The sequence below is a fragment of the Limosilactobacillus caccae genome (assembly GCF_900156885.1).
Lineage (GTDB): Bacteria > Bacillota > Bacilli > Lactobacillales > Lactobacillaceae > Limosilactobacillus > Limosilactobacillus caccae.
Genome location: NZ_FTOY01000011.1, coordinates 514364 through 536200 on the forward strand (window position 1 = coordinate 514364; position 21837 = coordinate 536200).

Annotated in this window: 26 protein-coding genes; 10 read left to right on the forward strand and 16 right to left on the reverse strand. The window is 46.1% G+C overall.

Annotation, left to right across the window (positions count from 1 at the left end; all coding sequences use genetic code 11):
• Positions 1-5: 5 nt before the first annotated feature.
• From CZ502_RS08480 to CZ502_RS08505, 6 genes are all read right to left on the reverse strand, one after another.
• The gene (locus tag CZ502_RS08480) at positions 6-983 is read right to left on the reverse strand and encodes a zinc-binding dehydrogenase (RefSeq protein WP_076461536.1); all 978 of its coding nucleotides are present in this window, start codon (positions 981-983) and stop codon (positions 6-8) included.
• 152 nt (positions 984-1135) lie between these two features.
• On the reverse strand, positions 1136-1483 hold the full coding sequence (locus CZ502_RS08485; RefSeq protein WP_076461538.1) for a type II toxin-antitoxin system PemK/MazF family toxin: 348 nt from the start codon (positions 1481-1483) through the stop codon (positions 1136-1138).
• Positions 1483-1746: an AbrB/MazE/SpoVT family DNA-binding domain-containing protein gene (locus CZ502_RS08490; protein ID WP_076461540.1), complete on the reverse strand. Its 264-nt coding sequence runs from the start codon at positions 1744-1746 to the stop codon at positions 1483-1485. The genes CZ502_RS08485 and CZ502_RS08490 overlap by 1 nt, the downstream gene beginning before the upstream one ends.
• Before the next feature lie 234 nt (positions 1747-1980).
• The gene (locus CZ502_RS08495) at positions 1981-2301 is read right to left on the reverse strand and encodes a carboxymuconolactone decarboxylase family protein (RefSeq protein ID WP_076461542.1); all 321 of its coding nucleotides are present in this window, start codon (positions 2299-2301) and stop codon (positions 1981-1983) included.
• A gap of 12 nt (positions 2302-2313) precedes the next feature.
• Positions 2314-2730 carry a cupin domain-containing protein gene (locus CZ502_RS08500; RefSeq protein ID WP_076461544.1) on the reverse strand — a complete coding sequence of 139 codons (417 nt, stop codon included), beginning with the start codon at positions 2728-2730 and terminating at the stop codon, positions 2314-2316.
• A 102-nt stretch (positions 2731-2832) separates the two neighbouring features.
• Positions 2833-3309, reverse strand: a complete 477-nt coding sequence (locus CZ502_RS08505; protein ID WP_076461546.1) for a flavodoxin family protein — start codon at positions 3307-3309, stop codon at positions 2833-2835.
• A 106-nt stretch (positions 3310-3415) separates the two neighbouring features.
• Here CZ502_RS08505 and CZ502_RS08510 point away from each other — a divergent pair, with 106 nt between their 5' ends.
• From CZ502_RS08510 to CZ502_RS08530, 5 genes are all read left to right on the forward strand, one after another.
• Positions 3416-4300 (forward strand): LysR family transcriptional regulator, encoded by an 885-nt coding sequence (locus CZ502_RS08510; RefSeq protein ID WP_076461548.1) that lies wholly within the window; start codon positions 3416-3418, stop codon positions 4298-4300.
• A 154-nt stretch (positions 4301-4454) separates the two neighbouring features.
• On the forward strand, positions 4455-5138 hold the full coding sequence (locus tag CZ502_RS08515; protein ID WP_076461550.1) for a GntR family transcriptional regulator: 684 nt from the start codon (positions 4455-4457) through the stop codon (positions 5136-5138).
• A gap of 40 nt (positions 5139-5178) precedes the next feature.
• Positions 5179-6069 (forward strand): aldo/keto reductase, encoded by an 891-nt coding sequence (locus CZ502_RS08520; protein ID WP_076461552.1) that lies wholly within the window; start codon positions 5179-5181, stop codon positions 6067-6069.
• Positions 6070-6277: 208 nt separating this feature from the next.
• A complete protein-coding gene (locus CZ502_RS08525) occupies positions 6278-6544 on the forward strand; it encodes an ACT domain-containing protein (RefSeq protein ID WP_076461554.1) in 267 nt (88 codons plus the stop codon).
• An 11-nt stretch (positions 6545-6555) separates the two neighbouring features.
• The gene (locus CZ502_RS08530) at positions 6556-7899 is read left to right on the forward strand and encodes a PFL family protein (RefSeq protein WP_076461556.1); all 1344 of its coding nucleotides are present in this window, start codon (positions 6556-6558) and stop codon (positions 7897-7899) included.
• Between the two features lie 74 nt (positions 7900-7973).
• Here the strand turns inward: CZ502_RS08530 and CZ502_RS08535 are convergent, their stop codons facing one another.
• Positions 7974-8408 carry a MerR family transcriptional regulator gene (locus CZ502_RS08535; protein ID WP_076461558.1) on the reverse strand — a complete coding sequence of 145 codons (435 nt, stop codon included), beginning with the start codon at positions 8406-8408 and terminating at the stop codon, positions 7974-7976.
• 83 nt (positions 8409-8491) lie between these two features.
• Between CZ502_RS08535 and CZ502_RS08540 the strand changes: the two genes are divergently transcribed.
• Positions 8492-9511, forward strand: a complete 1020-nt coding sequence (locus CZ502_RS08540; protein ID WP_234982462.1) for an alpha/beta hydrolase — start codon at positions 8492-8494, stop codon at positions 9509-9511.
• Between the two features lie 152 nt (positions 9512-9663).
• On the opposite strand, the gene fucP is transcribed toward CZ502_RS08540, so the two are convergent.
• The 5 genes from fucP to CZ502_RS08565 form a co-directional block, all read right to left on the reverse strand.
• Entirely contained in the window at positions 9664-11013 is a 1350-nt protein-coding gene (gene fucP, locus CZ502_RS08545) for an L-fucose:H+ symporter permease (RefSeq protein WP_076461560.1), read from the reverse strand.
• Positions 11014-11032: 19 nt separating this feature from the next.
• A complete protein-coding gene (gene rbsD / locus CZ502_RS08550; protein ID WP_076461562.1) occupies positions 11033-11428 on the reverse strand; it encodes a D-ribose pyranase in 396 nt (131 codons plus the stop codon).
• Positions 11429-11465: 37 nt separating this feature from the next.
• Complete coding sequence (gene rbsK / locus CZ502_RS08555) at positions 11466-12407, reverse strand: ribokinase (RefSeq protein WP_076461564.1); 942 nt, start codon at positions 12405-12407, stop codon at positions 11466-11468.
• Between the two features lie 12 nt (positions 12408-12419).
• Positions 12420-13439 (reverse strand): aldose 1-epimerase family protein, encoded by a 1020-nt coding sequence (locus CZ502_RS08560; protein WP_076461567.1) that lies wholly within the window; start codon positions 13437-13439, stop codon positions 12420-12422.
• Between the two features lie 446 nt (positions 13440-13885).
• Positions 13886-14410, reverse strand: a complete 525-nt coding sequence (locus CZ502_RS08565; protein ID WP_076461570.1) for a GNAT family N-acetyltransferase — start codon at positions 14408-14410, stop codon at positions 13886-13888.
• Between the two features lie 210 nt (positions 14411-14620).
• Between CZ502_RS08565 and CZ502_RS08570 the strand changes: the two genes are divergently transcribed.
• The gene (locus CZ502_RS08570; RefSeq protein WP_438267737.1) at positions 14621-15415 is read left to right on the forward strand and encodes an alpha/beta hydrolase; all 795 of its coding nucleotides are present in this window, start codon (positions 14621-14623) and stop codon (positions 15413-15415) included.
• A gap of 80 nt (positions 15416-15495) precedes the next feature.
• Positions 15496-16140, forward strand: a complete 645-nt coding sequence (locus tag CZ502_RS08575) for an endonuclease III domain-containing protein (protein WP_076462351.1) — start codon at positions 15496-15498, stop codon at positions 16138-16140.
• On the opposite strand, the gene CZ502_RS08580 is transcribed toward CZ502_RS08575, so the two are convergent.
• Entirely contained in the window at positions 16126-16950 is an 825-nt protein-coding gene (locus tag CZ502_RS08580; RefSeq protein WP_076461573.1) for a glycosyltransferase family 8 protein, read from the reverse strand. The two genes, CZ502_RS08575 and CZ502_RS08580, sit on opposite strands and share 15 nt — an antisense overlap.
• Before the next feature lie 107 nt (positions 16951-17057).
• On the opposite strand from CZ502_RS08580, the gene CZ502_RS08585 reads away from it, so the two are divergent.
• Positions 17058-17714: an HD domain-containing protein gene (locus tag CZ502_RS08585; RefSeq protein WP_076461576.1), complete on the forward strand. Its 657-nt coding sequence runs from the start codon at positions 17058-17060 to the stop codon at positions 17712-17714.
• A 99-nt stretch (positions 17715-17813) separates the two neighbouring features.
• Here CZ502_RS08585 and CZ502_RS08590 read toward each other — a convergent pair whose 3' ends face one another.
• Both CZ502_RS08590 and CZ502_RS08595 read right to left on the reverse strand, forming a co-directional pair.
• The gene (locus CZ502_RS08590) at positions 17814-18440 is read right to left on the reverse strand and encodes a hypothetical protein (RefSeq protein ID WP_076461578.1); all 627 of its coding nucleotides are present in this window, start codon (positions 18438-18440) and stop codon (positions 17814-17816) included.
• The gene (locus CZ502_RS08595; RefSeq protein ID WP_076461581.1) at positions 18440-19318 is read right to left on the reverse strand and encodes a DegV family protein; all 879 of its coding nucleotides are present in this window, start codon (positions 19316-19318) and stop codon (positions 18440-18442) included. Before CZ502_RS08595 ends, CZ502_RS08590 begins: the two co-directional genes overlap by 1 nt.
• A gap of 214 nt (positions 19319-19532) precedes the next feature.
• Between CZ502_RS08595 and CZ502_RS08600 the strand changes: the two genes are divergently transcribed.
• Complete coding sequence (locus tag CZ502_RS08600; protein WP_076461584.1) at positions 19533-21218, forward strand: NFACT RNA binding domain-containing protein; 1686 nt, start codon at positions 19533-19535, stop codon at positions 21216-21218.
• 209 nt (positions 21219-21427) lie between these two features.
• Here the strand turns inward: CZ502_RS08600 and CZ502_RS08605 are convergent, their stop codons facing one another.
• The gene (locus CZ502_RS08605) at positions 21428-21742 is read right to left on the reverse strand and encodes a type II toxin-antitoxin system RelE/ParE family toxin (protein ID WP_076461586.1); all 315 of its coding nucleotides are present in this window, start codon (positions 21740-21742) and stop codon (positions 21428-21430) included.
• Positions 21743-21837 lie beyond the last annotated feature (95 nt).

The window sequence follows — 21837 nt, forward strand, 5'->3', positions numbered from 1 at the left end:
CCAAACTAATCTAATACAACAACATGCTTGCCACTAAACTTACCTGATTCAAGGTTGGCCTGTGCTGCGCCGACTTCTGCTAAGCCATGGTAAACCTTGGCAATCGGCACTACTAACTTCTTTTCTTCTACCAGTTTGAGAACCTGGTTAAAGTATTCCGCTGGCAAATCATTACTTTCCCCAGCATAGCCAGTTAAGAAAACCCCGGTAGGAATCATCCATGGTGAAAAATTATCCATCGTCCACTGTCCACCTAATGAGCCAGTAAAACATACCAGGCCGCCCTTCTTGGTTAGCCCCATATCCTGGAACAAAGTTGTAAAGCCAACTAATTCAAGGACTTTATCAACCTTATCCGGTGCTACTTTCATTACGCACTCTTCAAATTGATCATCATCTAACAGCGGGTAATCAACGCCTAATTCTTTCATCTTTGCGAGTTTGCTCTCATTACGGCTAGTAGCAATTACCGTCGCTCCCATCCGTTGGGCTTGAACTGCCGCCATTAAACCAACCGTCGAACTACCACCACGGATCAAAAGTGTGTCGCCCTTTTGCAGGTGGAGCCCTTCCGTAAGGGAGCCATAAGAAGTCTGGAGCATTTCTGGTAATGCACCAATCGTTGCCCAGTCAAGGTCGCTGTCAAATGGGATCAAGTTTTCTTCTTTGATTAACATGTATTCCGCATAGGAACCATCAATTGCACGACCCATGCCGCCCATCATCGTGGCGACTTTTTGGCCGGGCCTAAATTTTGAGTCAGGGTTAGTGGCAGAGATAACCCCGACCCTTTCAATTCCTAAAATACGGGGATATTTGAAGTCGGGGGATGATTCCCCTTTGCGGCTGGTAACTTCTGATTCGTTAACCCCAAACGCTTTCACTTTGACTAAGGCGTAACCAGGCTTTAGTTCTGGTGTGGCAACTTCGGTTGGAACTAGCTCATCAGCTGCACAAGGATGAGATATTTTAATTGCTTTCATTAGTCAAAACCTCTTTTCATATCGTTATTTCTACCTTAAACTATCACCTTACGTTACAGTCAATATTATTTTTAAAATAAAAAAGCCCATCGCTAGTAAATGCGTGGGCGATAGTATCACCGGATGGGTTGTGCGAGTGTTTTTTACAATTTCTATATAAATTGTCGAATCGTTGCCATTAAACTTTGGCATTCCTGCTGATCAAGCTGGTCAATGACTAATCCATTCGTCCTTTTGGTAGGATCAATAGTTCTGATATGTTGAAGCAAGGCGGTTCCGTGAACATGTTTCTTTTCAATTGTCATAAATAAGGGCGAAACTTTATACTTGGCAAGTTCTACATACTTACTTGCCGAACTGATGGGGATAACCATTATTGTATTAAAGTAATGGTTATATTGATTATTGCTTACCACTATACAAGGGCGATTCTTTTTTATTTCAGTTCCTTTTGTAGGATCCAGATTAACCCAGATAATATCACCTTGTGAAAATTCCATTAGTCAAACTCTTCACTTTCCAAATCTGTTCCCCAATCTATTTCAGGAGTGCTAAGGTTACCATATTCCCTTTCTTGTTCGCCGACGACATCCCATAAGTCTTTTTTCGTCTTTTTAACCCTAACCGTTCCATCGTTGTCAATACTCCATTCAATTGAATCGGCAGGTTTAACCTGTAATGCTTCACGAACAGTCTTGGGTACCGTTATCTGGTTTTTACTCGTAATTCGTGATGTTGTTTTAATCGTTGCTTTTAAAATCATTAAATCATCTCCTTACTTTCTCCTTACATTATACAATAGAACGTAAGGGAAAAGTAAGGACTTTTTTATAATGAACTATCAGTAGCGGTTCATCATGGCTAATACACTATCGCATTCATTCATCTGGGCTTTAGGTTGAATTACACAGTCTTGATAACTCTTATTTAGCAGAATTCTTCTTGTCAGTAGCTTAACTTAATGACAGTGATTTAAACGGCCTAGTTCCAGACCTACTTAACTATTCCAGACCTTCTTTGCAACATTAAACGCCGACCATGCATTCGGCCAACCAACGTAAAATGACAAGTGGGTAATTACTTCCGCAATTTCTTCCTTTGTAATCCCATTCTTCTTAGCTGTCTGCATGTGGTAAGGCAACTGTTCAAAGGCGCCCTTGGAAATCAGCGCTGTGACGGTAATCATGCTACGGTCGCGCGGACTTAATTCCTTTTCGCGTGACCATACCTGGCCGAATAAGACATCGTCGTTTAATTCCGCAAATTTTGGCGCAAATTCGCCTAATTGGTCGTGACCAGCAGTTTGTTTTTCTACCATTATATCTTCCTCCTAGTCGCTAAGCTTCGCATAGTAATCATCATCAACTGGTTCCAGCCACTCGCTAGTGCCCTTGGTGATCGCGATGTGGGAGAACCAGGAATCCTTTGTTGCCCCGTGCCAGTGCTTGACACCTTCATGGATTGCGACCACGTCACCTGGCGTTAGCAGTTGAGCCGGCTTTCCTTCTTCTTGGTACCAGCCTTCCCCAGCAGTACACATGATGATCTGGAAACCATCATGGTGGATGTGCCAGTTGTTCCGGCAGCCCGGTTCAAAGTTAACGTTGGCAACATTAATATCAATATTATCATCTGGGGAAACTAAGCCGTTTAAATAGCTCGTCTTAATAAAGTACTTCGCAAAGGCAACATTCTTGTCGCCAAAGCCAAACACGTCATTTTTCACTTCATTTTCATGCTTTGCCATTTACAATTACCTCCAGTGGATTTGTTGTTTCCATCTTATTCCGCTGGTGAAGCAATGTAAAAAGCCTATTTTTCATCAAAGATGATTCGGAAAATGAATGGTTTATAGTTTTCGCAGCCAGGACCCAGCCGCCAGCTGATTAAAGCGTGGATTAGCGTGGGTCAAAACATGGTAACCCGCCACCACCTTGAGTTTCCCGGCATGGGCAACAAAGTCTTCCTGGTACTTACCGGTATCGCTCCAGCCAGAGCTAAACGGGGCAACTTCTCCCTGATACCCCTGGAGCATCTGCAAGGCTGCCAGCACCGGTGAAGCAACCTTGCCATCCCAAACAGGCCCACCGAGTAAAACGAGGTCATAATAATTAAGGTCTGGCAGGGTCGTTGTAATCGGCGGTAAGTGACCGCCAGTCAGTTGTTGCTGGTAAACCTTATCCGTTTCCTGCATATCATCAGGAAAGGTTCCCGCTGGCACTTTCAATTGTAAGATATCAGCACCCGTCAGCTGGTGGAGGTGACCAGCGAGCTTGGCCGTGTTGCCGAACTGTGAATAGTAAAGAATCAGTGCTTGTTTTGCCATTTCAATCACTCCTTCATGGATAATTTTACGGCGTCCAGCTTGTAATGTACAATAATAATTGGTAATCACTATTCATTCAATAACTGCATAGAAAGGAAGGACGCTAATGGATACCCGGGTCCTCAAATACTTCTTAACCGTTGCCCAAACCAACAATATCACCAAGGCAGCTGAACAATTACACATCACGCAACCAACCCTCTCCCGCCAAATCATGGAGCTAGAAAAAGAATTAGGCGTAACGCTATTTGACCGGACCAACCGCCACCTCCAGCTAACTAAGGCGGGGATTATGTTCCAGCAGCGAGCAACGACCCTTATCCAACTGCTCGAACAGACAACAACCGAGCTGCACCAGCAAAAGAAACAGTTAACCGGGCAGATCAATCTTGGTTGTGCGGTCTCAAACGCTTCCCCCTTTATGATGAAGTTGGTCGCGGCATTCCAAAAGAACCACCCCGCAGTCAGCTTTAATATCTTTGACGGCGATGGTGATATTCTCCGCCGCCAGCTTGATGAAGGAGTGAACGACCTCGCCTGCCTGCTCGAACCGGTCGAGGCAGCAAAATATAATTTTCTGGTGTTACCCGTTAGGGAGGAATGGGGATTATTAATGCGTAAGGACGACCCGCTGGCCAGCCGTGAATACATCACTAAGGAAGACCTCTATAAGCTGCCCCTAATCCTCCCACGACGAAACATTGTTCGGGACGAGGTCAGCGATATCCTCAAACTTGACCAAACGAGACTAAACGTTCGCGCCACGTCAAATCTCCCTAGCAACTCGACAGTCTTACTACGGACAGGAAGGTATTATAGCCTCGTCATCCGCGGGGTTCTCGACAGCTTCAACGACCCGACCCTTGCCTTCATCCCCCTTTCCCCCAATAAGTCGACTGGTGATGTCTTGGTCTGGCGCAAGAACACGATCCTCTCGCCCGCGACGGAAAAGTTCCTCCAGTTTGTCGGCGACCACTGCCAGCAGTCATAATTATTTTTATAAAGAATTATCATGTTTTATAACCGTTACTAATATAGTAGTATACCAGTTTTTACTTAAATAACAGATTTGTTTAGATTGTATAAATTACATCGAGTTAAAAAGTTATATAATATAAGAGATTTAATGAAAGGATTAATTATTAATGACTACTAATACTCGAGGCAATTTGACCAAAAAAGCATACGACCTTATTTCTAGTAAAATAATCAATCTTGACTTTAAGCCCGGTGAAAAGATTTCAGAAAAAAAGATTGAAAATAACCTGGGAATTGGCCGTACCCCCGTCCGCGAGGCTCTCCTGCAACTGAAGCAGGAGCACCTCATCAACGTGGTTCCCCAATCTGGTACATATGTTTCTAAAATTGACCTGGAAATGGTGAAAGAATCCTGCTTTGTCCGCGCGGGACTGGAACGCAAGATCATGCACCAAGCGGCAGAACACGATTTCGCTGCTGACCAGGTGGCTGTTTTAGCCAAAATACTGGAAAAGCAGCAGGAAGCAAGTAAAAACAATGAGTACGCCCTCTTTTTTAAGTATAATGACGAATTTCATGAATACTTTTACCGCCTGACCAACCACATGATCGTCTGGCAATGGCTACGGCAGATCAACATGGCGTTTAAGCGGTTCCGCTACTTGCGGCTAAAGGTTAACAACCTTTCCTGCACTGATATTCTCCAGGAACACCAACGGCTTTTGCAGGCGACAATTGATAATAATACCCAACTAGTCGACCAGATCACCGCCAACGATATCCAGCTACAAAGTCAGCGGGTCGAATTGGTCCTCGATCGCTTTCCGGACTATTTCCAACGCACCCGCTAAGCTAAGGGCAATGCTATAATGGTGGTGGAAGGTGATTATAATGAACAAAAATCTACAACCCCAGGTCAAATTAAACAACGGCCTGCTTATCCCCCAGCTCGGTCTCGGCGTGTGGAAGACCCCCAACGACCAGACTGCCCAGACGGTCGAGCAAGCGATCATCAACGACTACTGCTTAATTGATACCGCGAAGCAGTATGGCAATGAAGCCGGCGTCGGTGAAGGATTAAAGCGGGGGTTAGCAGCGGCCAAGCGGCAACGGCAAGATATTTTCCTGACTACCAAGATCTTCAACGGTGACCAGGGTGATTACGATAAGTTACGGGCCGCCTTTAACCAGCAACTAGTCGCTTTGGGAACTGACTATGTCGACCTACTCCTTCTCCACTGGCCCGTCAATGATAAGTACAACGAAAGCTGGCGCGCCCTTGAAGACATTTACCGGGATGGGCAGGCCAAGGCCATCGGTGTCTGCAACTTCAACGTTGAACGCTTGCAAGACTTACTCGATCACGCAACCATCAAACCGGCAATCAACCAGATCGAGTTTAGTCCACTGATCCACCAGCCAGAAATCGTAAAAATTTGCCAGGAAAATGATATCAAGGTTGAGGCCTGGTCACCGCTGGGCAATGGGCGCTTACTAGCCAACCCGTTAATCGCTAAGCTGGCAGAAAAGTATCACAAGACCCCGGCACAGGTGATCCTCCGCTGGGCCATTCAGCAGGGAATCATCGTCATCACCAAGACGACCCACGCTAATCGGATGGTCGAAAACGCCGCTGTCTTTGACTTTGCGATTAGCCCAGCTGATATGGAAGCCATTGACCAGTTAGACGAAGAAAAGCACTCAATCTGGTATGACAAGTTCAAATGGAGTGGTAACCCAGACGGAGTCGATGACTACATCGCCGATCCCGACCACTTTTAATTAATAACTACGAGACGAGCAAGTTTGCTGGTCTCTTTTTTTGACCAAAATTAACCAGCCATGCTGAAATATACCAGTTGTACCATTATTATTTATCTTTAAATTAAGATTAAGTAGCTATTTTTAGGAGAAATTATTTTTCTAATGGTAATAAGGGCGAATTTGTATTAGACTATGAATACGATTAAAAGAAAGTGAGGATTCTTTAATGAAAGCAGTAGTAACCGTCCTGGGGGAAGATAAAGTGGGGATCATCGCAAAGGTCAGCCAGCTCCTCGCCCAGAGGAACATCAATATTTTAGACGTTTCCCAGACAATTATGGCAAATAACTTTGTCATGATGATGGCCGTGATGGTGCCCGACGACCTTGACAACCACCAGCTCAACGACGAGTTTACCAACCTGGGAAAGGAAATCGGTGTCGAAATCACCCTCCGTAACGCGAAAATTTACGATGCCATGCACAACCTATAGGAGCGTTTCAAATGAATTCACAACAAATCTACGAAACTAGTCACATGATCTCAAACGAAAACCTTGACGTGCGAACAATCACCATGGGGATTTCCCTCCTCGACTGTATTGACAGTGACAGCGACCAGGCGTGTCAAAAGATCTATGACAAAATCACCAGCAAGGCCAAGGACCTGGTCAAAGTCGGCCAGCAGATTGAAACAGAATATGGGATTGCAATTGCCAATAAGCGGATCACGGTGACACCAATTGCGCTAATCGCGGCCGCTTCCGCAGATAAAGACTACGTAAAGTATGCTAAAACCCTCGATAGGGCGGCCAAAGCTCTCGGCATTGACTTTATCGGTGGTTACTCGGCGCTGGTGCAAAAAGGCTACCAACGTGGTGACCGCACCCTCATCGCTTCCCTTCCCGAAGCACTCGCCGAGACGGACTATGTCTGCGCCTCTGTCAATGTTGGCTCATCAAAGAGCGGGATTAATATGGATGCGGTCGCCCAGATGGGAGAAGTCATCGTTGACGGGGCCAACCGTGACGTGATGACCAACGCTAAGCTGGTCGTCTTCTGTAACGCTGTCGAGGATAACCCCTTCATGGCTGGTGGCTTCCACGGGGTTAGCGAAGCCGACACGGTTATTAACGTCGGGGTTTCCGGGCCGGGAGTAGTTAAAACCGCCCTAGAAAAAGTCAAGGGTGCGTCAATGGACGTCGTTGCTGAAACGATCAAGAAGACCGCCTTCAAAGTTACCCGGATGGGGCAGCTGGTCGGTACCCTCGCGGCAGAAAAGCTTGGTGTCCAGTTTGGGATCGTCGACCTTTCCCTCGCCCCGACTGCTGCCGCGGGTGATTCCGTCGCGGAAGTCCTCGAAGAAATTGGGGTTTCCCAGGTCGGCACTCACGGCACTACTGCAGCCCTGGCGATGCTCAATGATGCGGTGAAAAAAGGGGGCATTATGGCCTGCAGCCATGTCGGCGGTCTTTCCGGTGCGTTCATCCCTGTTTCTGAAGACGCCGGGATGATCAAGGCAGTTAATGCCGGCACCCTTAACATTGAAAAGCTGGAAGCAATGACGGCCGTTTGCTCAGTCGGGCTAGACATGATTGCAATCCCCGGCGACACCCCGAAGGAGACAATCAGCGCAATGATTGCGGATGAAGCAGCAATCGGAATGATCAATAACAAGACCACCGCCGTCCGGGTAATCCCCGTTCCGGGTAAAAAGGTCGGTGATACCGTTGAATTCGGTGGGCTTCTCGGTTATGCTCCGGTCATGGCCGTCAACAGTGCCCCAAGTACCGCAATGATCAACCGTGGTGGCTTAATTCCCGCCCCAATCCATAGTTTTAAGAATTAACCGACAACTTAGTCACCGTCTACAAAAAAACGACCGGAGAAGCTCTCTTCTCTGGTCGTTTTGCTAACTTCAAGCTATTCGTCTATTATCGTGGTCAATGGCTGCTTGTGTTCAGCGACGTACTTTTCCGTTCCGTCTGCAACAGCTTGCCGGTAGTAGCGCTGTTTATAATCAATCACCCGTGAAATGGCAGTTAGACGTTTTAAGCGGGCGTTTACCTGCTTGTCTAATTTTTCAAATAATGCCAGCCGCTCCTTGAGGGTGCTATCCCCCGCCAAGTTCCACTCCATGAAGCGCTTGATGTCTTTCAGCGGCATGTCAACATCTTTTAGGCACTCGATAATCTGAACGGCATCAATATTTTGCGAATCAAATTGCCGGTGCCCTGCACTATCCTTATGAAGGTTGGGAATCAGTCCTTCCTGGTCGTAGTAGCGTAGTGTCGGCACCGAAAGGTTAAACATCTTGGCAACTTCACCGATGGTATAAGTTTCTTTTACAAAATCCAAAAAAATCTGTCCTTTCCTCTTGACCTCAAGTCGACTTTAGGTTTTATTATACAGATAATCAATCAAAAGAAGAAGGGATTTTTATGATGAATTTTAACCAAACCGCTTTAACTAACGATACCCGGGTTTTCAAGATTAACCCCGCAATTCAAGTCCAAAATGTCCGCTTTGACAACCGTTATGGCTTTACCGTTGCCGGTCACCTCTACTTACCACAAGATTTTGACGCTGATAAGCAATACGCCGCCATCGCCATTTCTGGTCCATTTGGGGCCGTTAAGGAACAATCAAGTGGGCTATATGCACAAACGCTAGCTGAACGGGGCTTTGTCACCCTTGCCTTTGACCAATCAGGTACTGGTGAAAGTTCCGGGAAGGTTCGTAACATGGCCTCGCCTGATATTTTTGTTGAAGATTACTCTGCTGCCGTTGACTTCTTAGGCTTGCAAAAGTTTGTTGACCGCGAACGGATCGGGGCAATTGGTATCTGTGGACTAGGTTCTCACGTTTTAACCGCGGCTTCAATAGACGTCCGGATCAAGGCCGTTGCAACTAGTGTAATGTATGACATGTCTGATTCCATGTGGAAGGGATTAAACAACAGCAAGACCGCTGAACAACGTGACTTAGAAAAGCAATACCTTGCTGATATGCGGTGGAAGGAAGCGGAAAACGGCCACGTTCCTGGTCCTCACGAATTAGCCTTTGATGATAATAACAAGCCAGTTTACTGGGACAAGATGTTTGGCAAGACTTTGCCTGCCGGGGCTGATCCGGTGACAACTGACTTCTTCAACTACTATGTTGGTCGCGCCTTCCACCCTCGTTCCGTCAACTCCAACGGTGCCTGGGATGCCACTTCCCCATGGGGATACTACAACTTCCCCCTGCAACAACGGATTGGTGAGATTAAGGCTCCGAAGTTAATCGTTACTGGTGAAAAGGCCCACTCTCGTTACATGGCTGAAGAAGCATACGAACGCTTAACTGATCCAAAGGAATTAGTAATCGTTCCAAATGCAACCCACGTTGACCTCTACGACCAAATGGACAAGATCCCATTTGATAAGTTTACCAGTTTCTTCAAGGAAAACTTGAAATAGTTATCTTCCTTCCGCCGATTACGGTGGAAGTCTTAAAAGTGGCGAGGGAAATGTCCATCCCCTCGCCACTTTTTGTTAAGCTAAAAAAACAGCTCGTGCCTAACTAACGGCACGAGCTGTTTTTACATCATTTTAATTACAACTATCAATAATTAATGTTCTTGAACTTGGTCGGGGTGCGCCTTTTCCCAGCGGTGTTCGCTGAAGAAGTAAGCAGCAATCAGCGCGAAACAGATAGCTGGGACAATGAATGATAATTGCATTGAACCAGAAAGGTCTGATACCCGGCCCATGATAAGTGGTACTAATGAACCACCGATTAAGGACATTACCATGAAGGCACCACCAGTTTCCGTGTACTTCTTTTCGTGAACTTGGTCTAAACCGTGAGCATAAATAGTTGGCCAGAATGGACCGAAGAAGAAGTCACTCATTACGGCACCCCAAACAGCAGCACTACCATGGTAAGTAAAGGCAAAGACTAAGCTAAGGGTTCCTAAGATCCCGTACCACGCCATTACCTTGGTAATTGAGAAGCGGTGCATTAACCAGGTAGCTGGTAACTTACCAACGAAGAAGGCCGCATAACCAATTATCATGTAGTTAGTAGCGGCGTGGTCAGAAATCCCCGGAATGGTCCGTAAAGCGAAACGAATCGTAAATGACCAGACACATGTTTGCATTCCGGCGTAAAGGAACTGGGCACCAACAGCCTTCATGAACCGCTTGTTATGAATTAGGTAACTAACTGATTCACGAGTTGATGGCTTCTTTTCCTCCACCCCGTTTGCATCCTTTTGCGGTGCCGCCTTGGAGTATGGCATCCGGGTAATGGCAATCAAGATGAAGAGGATGATTAAGGCAACAAGGATATACTTGTATGGCTTTAACGTCAACTGCAGAACTTCCTTGTTGTATGCTAGCTTTTCCGCGGCACTTAAGCCCCGTACTTCGTCTTCCATGTTCCCGTGGCCGGCGAAGACTAAGTACTTCCCTAAAACGATCCCAGTGATGTTACCAATTGGAATCAATAATTGTGAAATATTAATCCGCAGGTTGGCAGAATCTTTTGGTCCTAACATCGTTGCGTAAGTATCACATGAAGTTTCCAAGAAACTCAGCCCAATGGCGATGATAAATACCGACATTAGGAACATTCCATAAGTAGCCATGTGTGAAGCCGGGAAGAACATTGCACACCCGATGATGAAGAATGTCAAACCAGTTAAGATGGCAAACTTATAAGTATTTTTCCGAATAATTGATGCAGCAGGTAAGGCAACTAAGAAGTAGCCACCGTAGAATGCGAATTGAACAAGTGCTGTTGCTGTATCGTTTAATGTAAAGACGGTCTTGAACTGCGTAATTAAGATATCGTTCAAGGCTGCTGCCATGGCCCAAAACGGGAAGACCATCGAAACTAAAATATATTGCCAAATTGGCGTCTTACTTAAATAACCATCTGGATATTGAACCCAGGATTGTTTTTTTGCATTATCCATTACTGTACCTCTCTTTTATTTAAAATGTGACTCCAGATTCGAGAATAATGTTGGAGTAGGGCGTCATCTCGCCAGTCCGAATAAAGGCATGGGTTTTAGCCAGGTTCTTTTTCAAGTCAGCGTGGGGCATGAATTCAATTTCAACCCCTGGTAAGAGCTTCTTGATATTTTCAAGCTGGGCTGGATTTTGCTCCTTTATTTCGGCGGCTAAGTAAATCTTTTGTACCTTCATTTCGGTTAAAACATTCTTGACAACATCAGTGAAGCGCGGTAGGTCCTTATCAACACAGAGGTCGATTTTCTTGGTGCCCAGTGGAACGGGCATCCCAGCATCGCCAATTGAGAGCCAATCCATATGGCCCAGATTGGCGACAACGGAAGCAACTTCTGAATTTAAAATCCCATTTTTCTTCATTACCTATTTTCCTTTCGCAATAATAATGTAAGAATCGTTATTCGTGCGGCGTTACCGCAATCCCTAATTTCTCTTGGAGTGCTGGTAGTTCAGCAGCGCTTGGGTATGATGTTTGACTGCCCGACCGGGTAACCGTGACCGCTGCGTATGCATTTGCATGGCGCAACGCGGTACTAATATCTTCCCCACTGGTGTAATAGTGTGAAAAAGCACCGACAAAGGAATCACCGGCCCCGATAGAGTCGACAGCCTTAACCTTATATGAAGGGATTAGTTCTTCATGGTCTTTGCTAACCCACAGGGCGCCCCGTGAGCCAATCGTCACGATGACATTCTTAACACCAAGGTCAACTAATTTATTCGCAGCCGCCTTGATTTGCTCAATCGTCTCAATCGGCATCTTCGTTAACCGCCCTAATTCCGTTTCGTTTGGGGAATAGAATTCACACATTGCAACGTGGTCAATGTCAATCTGGTCATTTGCTGGCGCCGGGTTGAGCATCACCGGCACACCATATTCATGCGCAATCTCAATCGCCCGGTAGTCGGTCGCAAGTGAGATTTCTTGCTGCAAGACGATTAGCTTAGAGTTTTTAATGATATCGCGATAATCTTCTAAAGTATCTGGCGTTAACTCACTATTTGCCCCTTGCACAATAATGATGCTGTTCATCTCGCCTTGAATAAAGCACGGGGCCACCCCGTTGTTCTTCTTGCCGACACTAACCCCTGATACGTCAATACCGCTCTCTTCAAAGTGCTTTAGATACTCACGACCGAGGACATCGGCACCAACTTTGGAAATCATCGCAACCTTTGCACCTAGTTGCGAAGCGGCAAATGCCTGGTTAGCACCTTTCCCACCAAAGGCCATATGAAAATCAGGTGCGGCGACGGTTTCCCCTAGCTTGGGCATCCGGTCAACATCCGTTGAAAGTTCCATCATGTTGGAACCAATCACTGTAATATCGTAAGTCATCTTAGGGTCCTCCTATTTTTCAAGCCCGGTAATAACATGGAATTCTTTTTCTTCACCCGGTTGCAACGTAATCAGCGTGCCTGCCTTTTTAGCGGCTGCTTGTCCTTCAGGAGTACAAGTAGCTGGCAAACAGTACGCGGCGACCTGCTGGTCAGCATTGTAAAGAATCCACCGGGTGACGATTGGCAGGCTTGCGGTATCAAATGCGGTTAAGAAGTTGTGACCATCATCCAGTTCCATCCGAAATTCTGCCTTATCGGTGAACTCGCGCAAGTCTGTTGAGAAAAAGACGATTTCTGGGTCGTAATGACTAGCATCATCTAACTTATCAATCATCTTGCCACTTTCTACCAACTCATTCGTAAACTTAGTCCATTCAGGAGTTGGGTGAACATGGGCCGGAATTGAAGTCCGTAATTGGAAGGCTTCATCAGGAATATTAGAAGTCATCACCGCATTCTCAACATAGGCATAGCACAAGTGGCACATGTATTGCAGGGTCATCGGTGCATAGTTGGAGAGGTTCTTTACGGATTGGCGGATGTCGAACAGCCCGCTGTCTTTATGGAGGGTAACAGATGGCTTTGCAATGTAGTGGTCACCAAAGCCCTTAATATATTCATAATCGCTTTGGACGGTAATTGCATCGTCATCACCAATCTCCAGGTAGGCATGGTCCATCCGGGCAGTCGCTGCTTCACCATGCTGAACATGGTCGTCTTCTGGGCCGGGGTTACCGTTGGCTAATAAGCCAGAAGTAAACTCAAAGGCGCCATAAGTGTCAGCAATTTGCTCTCCCCAGTGAGGTTGGGTAAAACCATCCTTTTCCTTCAAGTTAATCCCATCAAAAACGGCATCCCAAATAATGAGCCCGTAAAATGGTAATAGTGTTAAGTAACCACGATTGTTAGAAACCTTCAACGCTTCGACTCCCGCGGGAAACTTATATGTCTCCACCTTGAAGTTATCATCTTCATATAATAAGTACTTCGCATCGGAGAACATCGCGTGACTTAAGTTAATCTGCTTCATATTATTCACCTCGGTATATTATAATTTTTGCCAATCGCTTGCTTGATACCAGTAGCAGCATCTCTTTCATTAGCATCTGGGACGATGAAAGATAAACAATGTTGCCCATTGAATTTCATTCAGCGATCCACCGCAGTACAAAAGTTACTTCCCATCGCATTCTTGAATGCGCTTCCACAATTATACTTGATTTTACATTTGTAAACACCTAAAATTTAAAATTGTAAAATAAATAAATTCATAATAAGAGTAAAAAAGACGGAGCAGAATAGCTGTAACAGTTGATAAATCAATGCGTTACGCAAAGTAAACTATTTGAGAATATTTGGCAAAATTAGCCGAAAAAGTTTTAAAATTTTTCCTTCAAGATACAAAAATCCGGGCGATGAATCAAAAATGACTCATCGCCCGGATTGTGGATTTGGTTTAAGATTTTCTCGACTAGCCTAGTTTCCCGTTAATAAAGCATATACGTATGAATTTTCGTCAGGACGATAAACCCCGTGGAGTTCGCCGACCTTAGAGAAACCATTCTTGGTGATCAAGTGTTGCATGATCTTGTTGTCTTCGTGCGTGTCGATCCGGATTGTCTTGATGTCTGTCCGGTTTTTCTTAATGTAGTCAATTACATTGGTGAATAATTGTGAAGCGTATCCCTTGCCGGCATGGGCGGAGTGGATAGCAACCCGGTGGATAACAACGTACTTGTCAGTATCAATCAGCCAGTCACCGTCTAGTTCGTCATAAGCGTGGTCTGGGGCTTCAACGATGGACAAAGCACCAATGGTCTCATCATCATCAGACCCAACAAGGTAGGCGAAACCATCTTCAATATCTTGCTTAATATGTTCTTCGTTCGGGTAATCTCCCTGCCATTGATCAATCCCCTGTTCAGCTAATTGGTTGCGACCGTCACGCAGGATTTCTAAGATTTGATTTAAATCCGCCATTTTTGCTTGTGTGATTTGCATCGTATTACCTTCCCTTCTCATTACATTATTTATCATTATGTTAGTCATTTTTACAACTTTAATAATGTACCACATTTTATCTTTTGATTACAACTATTTAATCCTCAAAATATTCATTAGAATGTGCTATCATATTTTCGAAATAAAGAAGGTGTTATTTTGAAAAGAATATTAAGCGTAATCGTCGTGGTAATTATCTGCCTAACCGGGATAATTTTGGCCCGTACCCCCGCCACGGCAAGTGACCACCAACAAGCGCCTAGCTATGTCCAGTCGTCCACCCCGACACTTTTTTTTCACGGTTTTGGAAGTGGTGCCCACGCTGAAAAGTACATGGTTAACGGAATCGTCAAGGCGGGTGTTTCAAAGACCGTCGTGGTGGCAAACGTGGCCGGTGATGGAACGGTCACCCTTGATGGCCGCATCCCCCGTCACGCAAGTAACCCGCTAGTCGAGGTCAATTTTGCAGATAACCACAACAGCGACTACCCAACCCAGGGGCAATGGGTCAAAAACGTCCTCGAGGTCCTCCAGCAAAAATACCATGTCAATAAGGTCAACATCGAGGCACATTCAATGGGGAACATGGCAGTGATGTACTACCTGCTCGACAATGCTGGCAACCATAACCTGCCGCAGATTCAAAAGCTAGTCACAATGGCCGGCACCTTTGACGGGGCCATCGGCTGGAACGAACCAGCCAACCTCACAGTCGACAGCACGACCGGCAAGCCATCAGCAATGAACGATAGCTACCGCCGCCTTCTCCCCCTTCGGCACCGCTTTCCACAGCAGATTAAGGTGTTAAATATTTACGGGGACCTGGCAAACGGTAATGATACCCAGGTGACGAACAACTCTAGTAAGAGTTTGAAATACATCATCAATCACCGGGCGAAGTCCTATCAGGAGGTAAAGATTACTGGTCCCAACGCCAAACATGAATTACTTCACCACAATCCCCAAGTCAACAAGTTATTGATCGACTTCTTCTGGGGCAAATAATGCAAAAAACTCATTAAACGACCACAAATGGTTTATGATAACCAGGTAGTTTAATGAGTTTTTTGATTGGAAGTGATAATGTGCAATTAACTGTTTATGACCTGTACCAAAAGCTGCGCAAGGAGATGGGCCCATCAGGATGGTGGCCGGCCGACTCAAAGGAAGAAATCATCATCGACGCCATCTTGATTCAAAATACCAACTGGCAAAACGCTGATAAAGCCCGCCAGCTATTTGCCGACAAGACCGCCTTTGCTCCAACGAAAATCTGCCAGCTCGACATAGCCAGTCTGGAAACACTCGTCCGCCCAGCTGGCTTTTACCGCAACAAGAGTAAGGCAATCCGGGGCGTTTTTTCCTGGCTGGCCGAGCACGACTTCGATTATCCCGCAATTCGGCGGCAATATGGTGATGACCTCCGAAATAAACTACTCGCCCTTCACGGGATTGGTCAGGAAACAGCCGATGTCTTGTTGACCTATGTCTTTGATGTCCCCCGCTTTATCAGTGATAAGTATGCACGGACCCTCTTCACCCTGCTTGGCATTGATGGCCTAGCAAAATACCAGGACCTTGACCTGCGTTACCAGTTAGACGACCGGTTTACCCCAGCGATGGCAAAAGATTTTCATGGCCTAATCGACGAGTTTGGCAAGGTCTACTTCCACCCCCGTAGTAAGTTTGCGGGCAGCTTCCTTGCTGGCGACCGGTTAATCCTCCATTAACTTCGTCGTCAGCTGGAAGTAGTTCTTATAGAGGGCAGTAAAGCGGCCGGTGTTCTTTTCAGGCAGCCAAGGTTTATCCCGCCCACAATAGTGAAGAATCACCGTGTTGCGCATTACCCAGTCAAGGGTCCATTCGCCAAATGAGATTGTCTCATAGACACGGCCTTTGCGGGTGTCAAAGTTGTATAGCTGGTCAGGGACCGATTTGATTTGGCGACCGTAAAGGGCATTTAAGACGTCCTGGTCTGGCAGTAACAAGGTATGGGCGTGACTGCGAATATAGGCAAAGATGTCTGCCGAATCCACCTGCTGGCGAATGCTGTCGAGGTTCATCAAGAGCACCCCTGAATTATAGTAACCATCCGCATCAAAGTTTTGCAGGCGGATCTTATTGATGACGTCAGTCGTATTGGTCAGCTCGGTATGGATCGCTGATGCATAGAGGTAGCCGTCAAGGTCAGTCTCATAAAAGCTGGTCAAGTCATTGATGCACAGGAGGTCAGCATCGAGGTAGAGGATCTTATGAAGTTCCTTTGGCAAGAGCTCGTGGGCCAAGAGACGGTAGTAGATTGTCGTCGGGTAGCGATCAGTGACCGGCGCCCTTGCAAAAAGATTATCATCGACAAGCACCGGGTGGTAGTGCATCCCCAGGCGGGTGCAGACCTTCTCAAGGTCAGCTGTCCGCGCCAGCTTTTCCTTTTGCAAAACATAAATATGAAAATCTTGCGGCTTGGTATTTAGCTTAATTGATAGCAAGACCGTTGAGAGCTGGATCACAAATTTATCATTGATTGAAAAAAGTAGGTTCATCACAAAAAACCTCCACGTATTTTCTACCTATTTTAACGAAAGTTGACGCTGATTGCGATTGTATTGTATAAAAGAACGAGAAGCTATTTTTAAGGAGCACCAGCAAAATGAAACAAGAAGAGCAATTAGTCGCAGTAAAAGAGTACACAATCAGTAAACTCGGCCAGGACACAACCGGGCATGGCATGGACCATATCAACCGGGTGGTCAAGATGAGCAAGCGCCTTGCCGCAGGTGAAAACGTCGATCCCTTTTTGCCCATGGTTGCGGCCTACCTGCACGATACGATCGACGAGAAATTAGTTACTGACGTGCCAGCAGCCAAGCAGGAGCTAAAAGGTTACCTCCAACAAAATGCTTTTACTGCCGACCAGGTCGACATTATCATGGATGTCATTGACAATATTTCCTTTGCCCACACCCTCGATGGTGAAAAGATCCAGCTATCGATTGTTGGGCAGATTGTCCGGGACGCTGACTGGCTTGATGCCATCGGCGCAATTGGGATCACCCGGGCCATCTATTATGGCGGTGGTCACCAGGAGAAGATCTACGACCCCCAGATTAAGCCCCGCCACAACATGTCACGGGAAGAGTACCGCAACCTTGCCAATGAGACAATTATCAACCACTTCGACGAAAAGCTCCTCCACCTAAAGGACATGATGAACACCGCTACTGCGAAAAAGATTGCCGAGCACCGGCAACAAGTAATGAAGGATTACTTAGCCGAATTTCATGCTGAATGGAATGCCGAGAAATAACCGAATAATTATAAAGCAAAAAGACCGCGGAGCTGATTTCCGCGGTCTCTTTGCTTTATAACAGGTGCTCCAGCCTTGGTTGTCCCGGGCACCTCCAGATTATTTATCTTCTTTTTTATCGTGGTGGTCACTCAGGTCAACAATTACTGAGCCTGAACCACCATCTTGGTCATCATGATGGTCGTCAATTTGCAGAACCTTCTTTGCACCCCACCGCATTACCATTGCGACTGGGGCGACCAAGAACCCATACAGCAACCCCGTCAGCAATGCAATGGGGATAATCTGCTGGATAAAGGCTAAACTGGCAGTTGTCGTCCCACCAACCACCCAGCCAATTAAGCCATAGATGATGCATAGGTATATCAGTGAAACCAGGCCGGTTACCACCGCTAACCACCGTAACTGCTGGTGACTAACCCTTGTTTGGAGGGTCAGCTGGTCATGGATGATCAGCCATACCGCCAATAAGATAACCAAGTAGCAGCTAGCAGTCACCCAGTCAGCATTGCCCAGCAAGATGACGACTACGGTAGCAACAATGACCGCCACCACCGTCAGTAGCCAGTTAAGTGTGAGGGCTAGGCCGACTGCGATGATCCCCGCTAAGGGCATAAATGCTAGTCCGGTCGGCATCACCGTTTGAACGCCAACAAATGATAATAAGATCATCAAAATCGCGGCTAGTGCGGCAATCCCGGCCTTAATCCATCCTTGCTTCTTCATTATGCTAACGGCTGCTTTTCGGTGTCTTGCATCCACGCTAAGGCAAGGGCTCCCCGGCCAAGGTGGGTTCCGATGATTGGCCCAAAGTAGCTCAGTTCAAAGTTAATGTCCGGGTGGTCTTCTTGTAACTTGTCAAGCCACTTTTGTCCAGCTTCCGGTGCATCGGCATGGATCACCATCGCCCGAACAGGGTAATCGAGCTTAGCAATGTCTTCGTCGAAGATTTGCTCACAACGTAGCTTAGCCTTCTTCATCGACCGGACCTTTTCAAAGGCTTCAATCGCGTGGGTTGGCGTGTGCATTGTCAACAGCGGCTTAATCTTTAAGATTGAGCCGACAAATGCGGACGCATTGGATAAGCGACCACCGCGTACTAAGTTTTGTAAGTCGTCAACAACAAAAACATTGTTGAAGGTGTCACGGTATTCGGTGATCTTTTTTAAAACATCGTCGAGATCGTCGCCATTGTTCGCTAACTTAGCTGCTTCGAGGGCCAAGTACCCCATCATCTTAACCGTTAGATGGGAGTCAAACGGGATAATCTTAATGGTGTCCTTCATCTCTTCAGCAATTTGTTCGACCGTGTCGAGGTACCCGCTGATTGCCCGGGTCAGGTGAATGCTGATAACGGCATCGTAGCCTTCATCAGCTAAGCCCTGGTAAACCTCCATTAATTGGCCGATCGGTGTCTGGGCAGTCGTTGGAAATGAGCTCGACTGCGCCATCTTGTCGTAAAAGTCAGTGGTTGAAATGTCAATTCCTTCGCGGTAAGTCTGGCCATCCAGCGTAACCGGAATGGGAATAACATGGATATTATTAGCCGCCGCCTCTTCAGGCGTGAGGTAGGCAGTGCTGTCAGTAACAACAGCAATTTTCATCTTATCAACTCCAGGTTTTAAAATCATAAAATTAAGAATAATTGCATGTTATGCAGAATTACCCACATAATAACATGAGCATACCACATTAAAGGCGATAAACCAACTATAAATCTTATCAATCAAGCGCCTTTACTTCCCATCACTTTGCCAACACGTTATAATTAATAGTGCTATTTTCGTTTACTTAATTATTATTAAGGAGGATTAAATCATGTCTTTTGACGGCTTTTTTACCCATGCGATTGTGCATGAGTTAAACCAACAATTAGCTACCGGCCGGGTCGCTAAGGTTAGTCAGCCCTATCCTGCGGAACTAATCATTACTATCCGTGCCCACCGGCATAACTATCCCCTATTACTATCAGCAAACCCGACCTACCCGCGGATCCAAGTGACCACAATCCCCTACCAAAATCCAGCGGTCCCGACAAACTTTACGATGACGATGCGGAAGTATTTGGAGGGGGCCATCGTCAACCAGATTGAGCAAGTCGATAATGACCGGATTATCAAGCTAACCTTTGATACCCGTGATGAGCTTGGTGACAGTCAGCAGCTTGTTCTCGTTAGCGAAATCATGGCCCGGCACAGTAACATTTCCCTGGTCAATAAGAAGACAGGGAAGATCATCGACAGTATTAAGCACGTTGGTTCAGACCAAAACCGGGTCCGGCTCCTCTTGCCGGGAGCAACATTTGTCATGCCACCAAAGCAAGATAAGGTTAACCCATACCTCCCTAACCAGGTCTACAGTAACCTCGCACGCCAGTACCATGAAGTACCGTCGCTTGCCAAGGCCCTCCAGCAACGCTACCAAGGTTTGGGAAGGGATAGTGCGCAGGAACTGGCAAGTGAACTATTGGCCAGCGACAACTTACCAACTGCTTACCAGCAGTTTATCAACAGTTTCAACGATCCTGACCCGGTCCTCATCAAGCCAACTGATGGAAAAACACAGTTTGCCGCTTTCCCACCACGGAATGCTTCACCAGACGAGCTCCAACACTTTGCAACTGTCTCTGAACTACTCGATGCCTTCTACGCTAATAAGGCACAGGAAGATCGGTCAAAGGAACTGGCGGGGCAGGTACTGAAGGTGATTAAGAATGAACTCAAGAAGGATCGGCGGAAGGTCAAAAAGCTCAACCAGCAGCTGGCCGATGCCGCTAGTGCTGACCAGTACCGGGTCTGCGGTGAGATCTTAACCACCTACCTCAGTAAGCTGAAGCCGGGAATGACCGAAATCACCCTGCCAAACTTCTATGATGAAAACAAGCCACTGGCAATCAAACTTTCACCCGAACTTTCGCCGTCACGAAATGCCCAGAAGTACTTTACCAAGTACAACAAGCTGAAAACCTCTGTTGCCTACGTTAATGAACAACTAAAGCTAGCAAATGATGAGATCACTTACTTTGAAAACATCGAAAACCAGATTAAGTTAGCTAACCCGGCAGATATTCAAGAGATCCGCCTGGAACTTCAAGAACAAGGCTACATCAAGAAAAAGAAGAAGGGCAAAAAGCAGCGGAAAATCCAGGTCAGCAAGCCTGAAGAATTTCACGCTAGCGATGGAACCTTGATCTTAGTTGGTAAAAACAACATGCAAAACGACCGGCTGAGCTTTAAGATTGCTAACAAAAACGAAATTTGGCTCCACGTCAAGGACATTCCTGGCTCACACGTGGTGATCCGGTCGACTGCACCTAGTGAGGACACCATCCTCGAGGCTGCCGAGCTAGCAGCCTACTATTCAAAGGGTCGTGACTCAGACAATGTGCCGGTCGATTACCTCCCGGTTAAACGCCTTCACAAACCAAACGGTGGTAAGCCGGGCTTCGTGACGTTTACCGGGCAAAAGACCCTGTACGTGACACCGCATAAGCTCGGGGATTAAAGGACTTTATTTATTGATGATTATTGAGAGTGCCTATTTTATTGTAATTTGAAGAATTGCTTTGAGCTTTTGTGAATTAAAAGCAGTGTTTAATATTTATGTTAGTTAGATAGATTTTGCTTATTACTTGAACCTCACCGCTATCCTGGGTGCCTTAATCGGCATCCTTTTTTATTGCATAATAAAAGACGGTAGCTAATGCGATCGCCCTAGTTATATGGAATATGTTTAAGAACATCATGACTGCCCGTTGTAAGTAATAACAAAACTAGCCGATCATTTTCAAGTCGATAGCATAGGACCCAGTCATCGTTGTAGTCCCTATCTACATGGACATGCCAAATAGTTGGATGTCTACCCTGGATTCTTCCTAACTTATGCTTTCTTTTAAGCTCAGCTGTATTGTTCTCAGCTATTAGCTTAACGACTTTCTTAATCCTTTCTATTTCGTAATGCTTTCGTTTTAACTTCTTTACATTCCGCTTGAAAGCTGGCAACGTCGCCCCGTCATTTTTCGAAATCATCGTTTCCAGAATTCAAACCTTTATATTTTCTTAGCCAGCTTATATATTAAGAAGGCTTCTGAATTTATGAAAAATTGCACTAATCTCAAACGGTA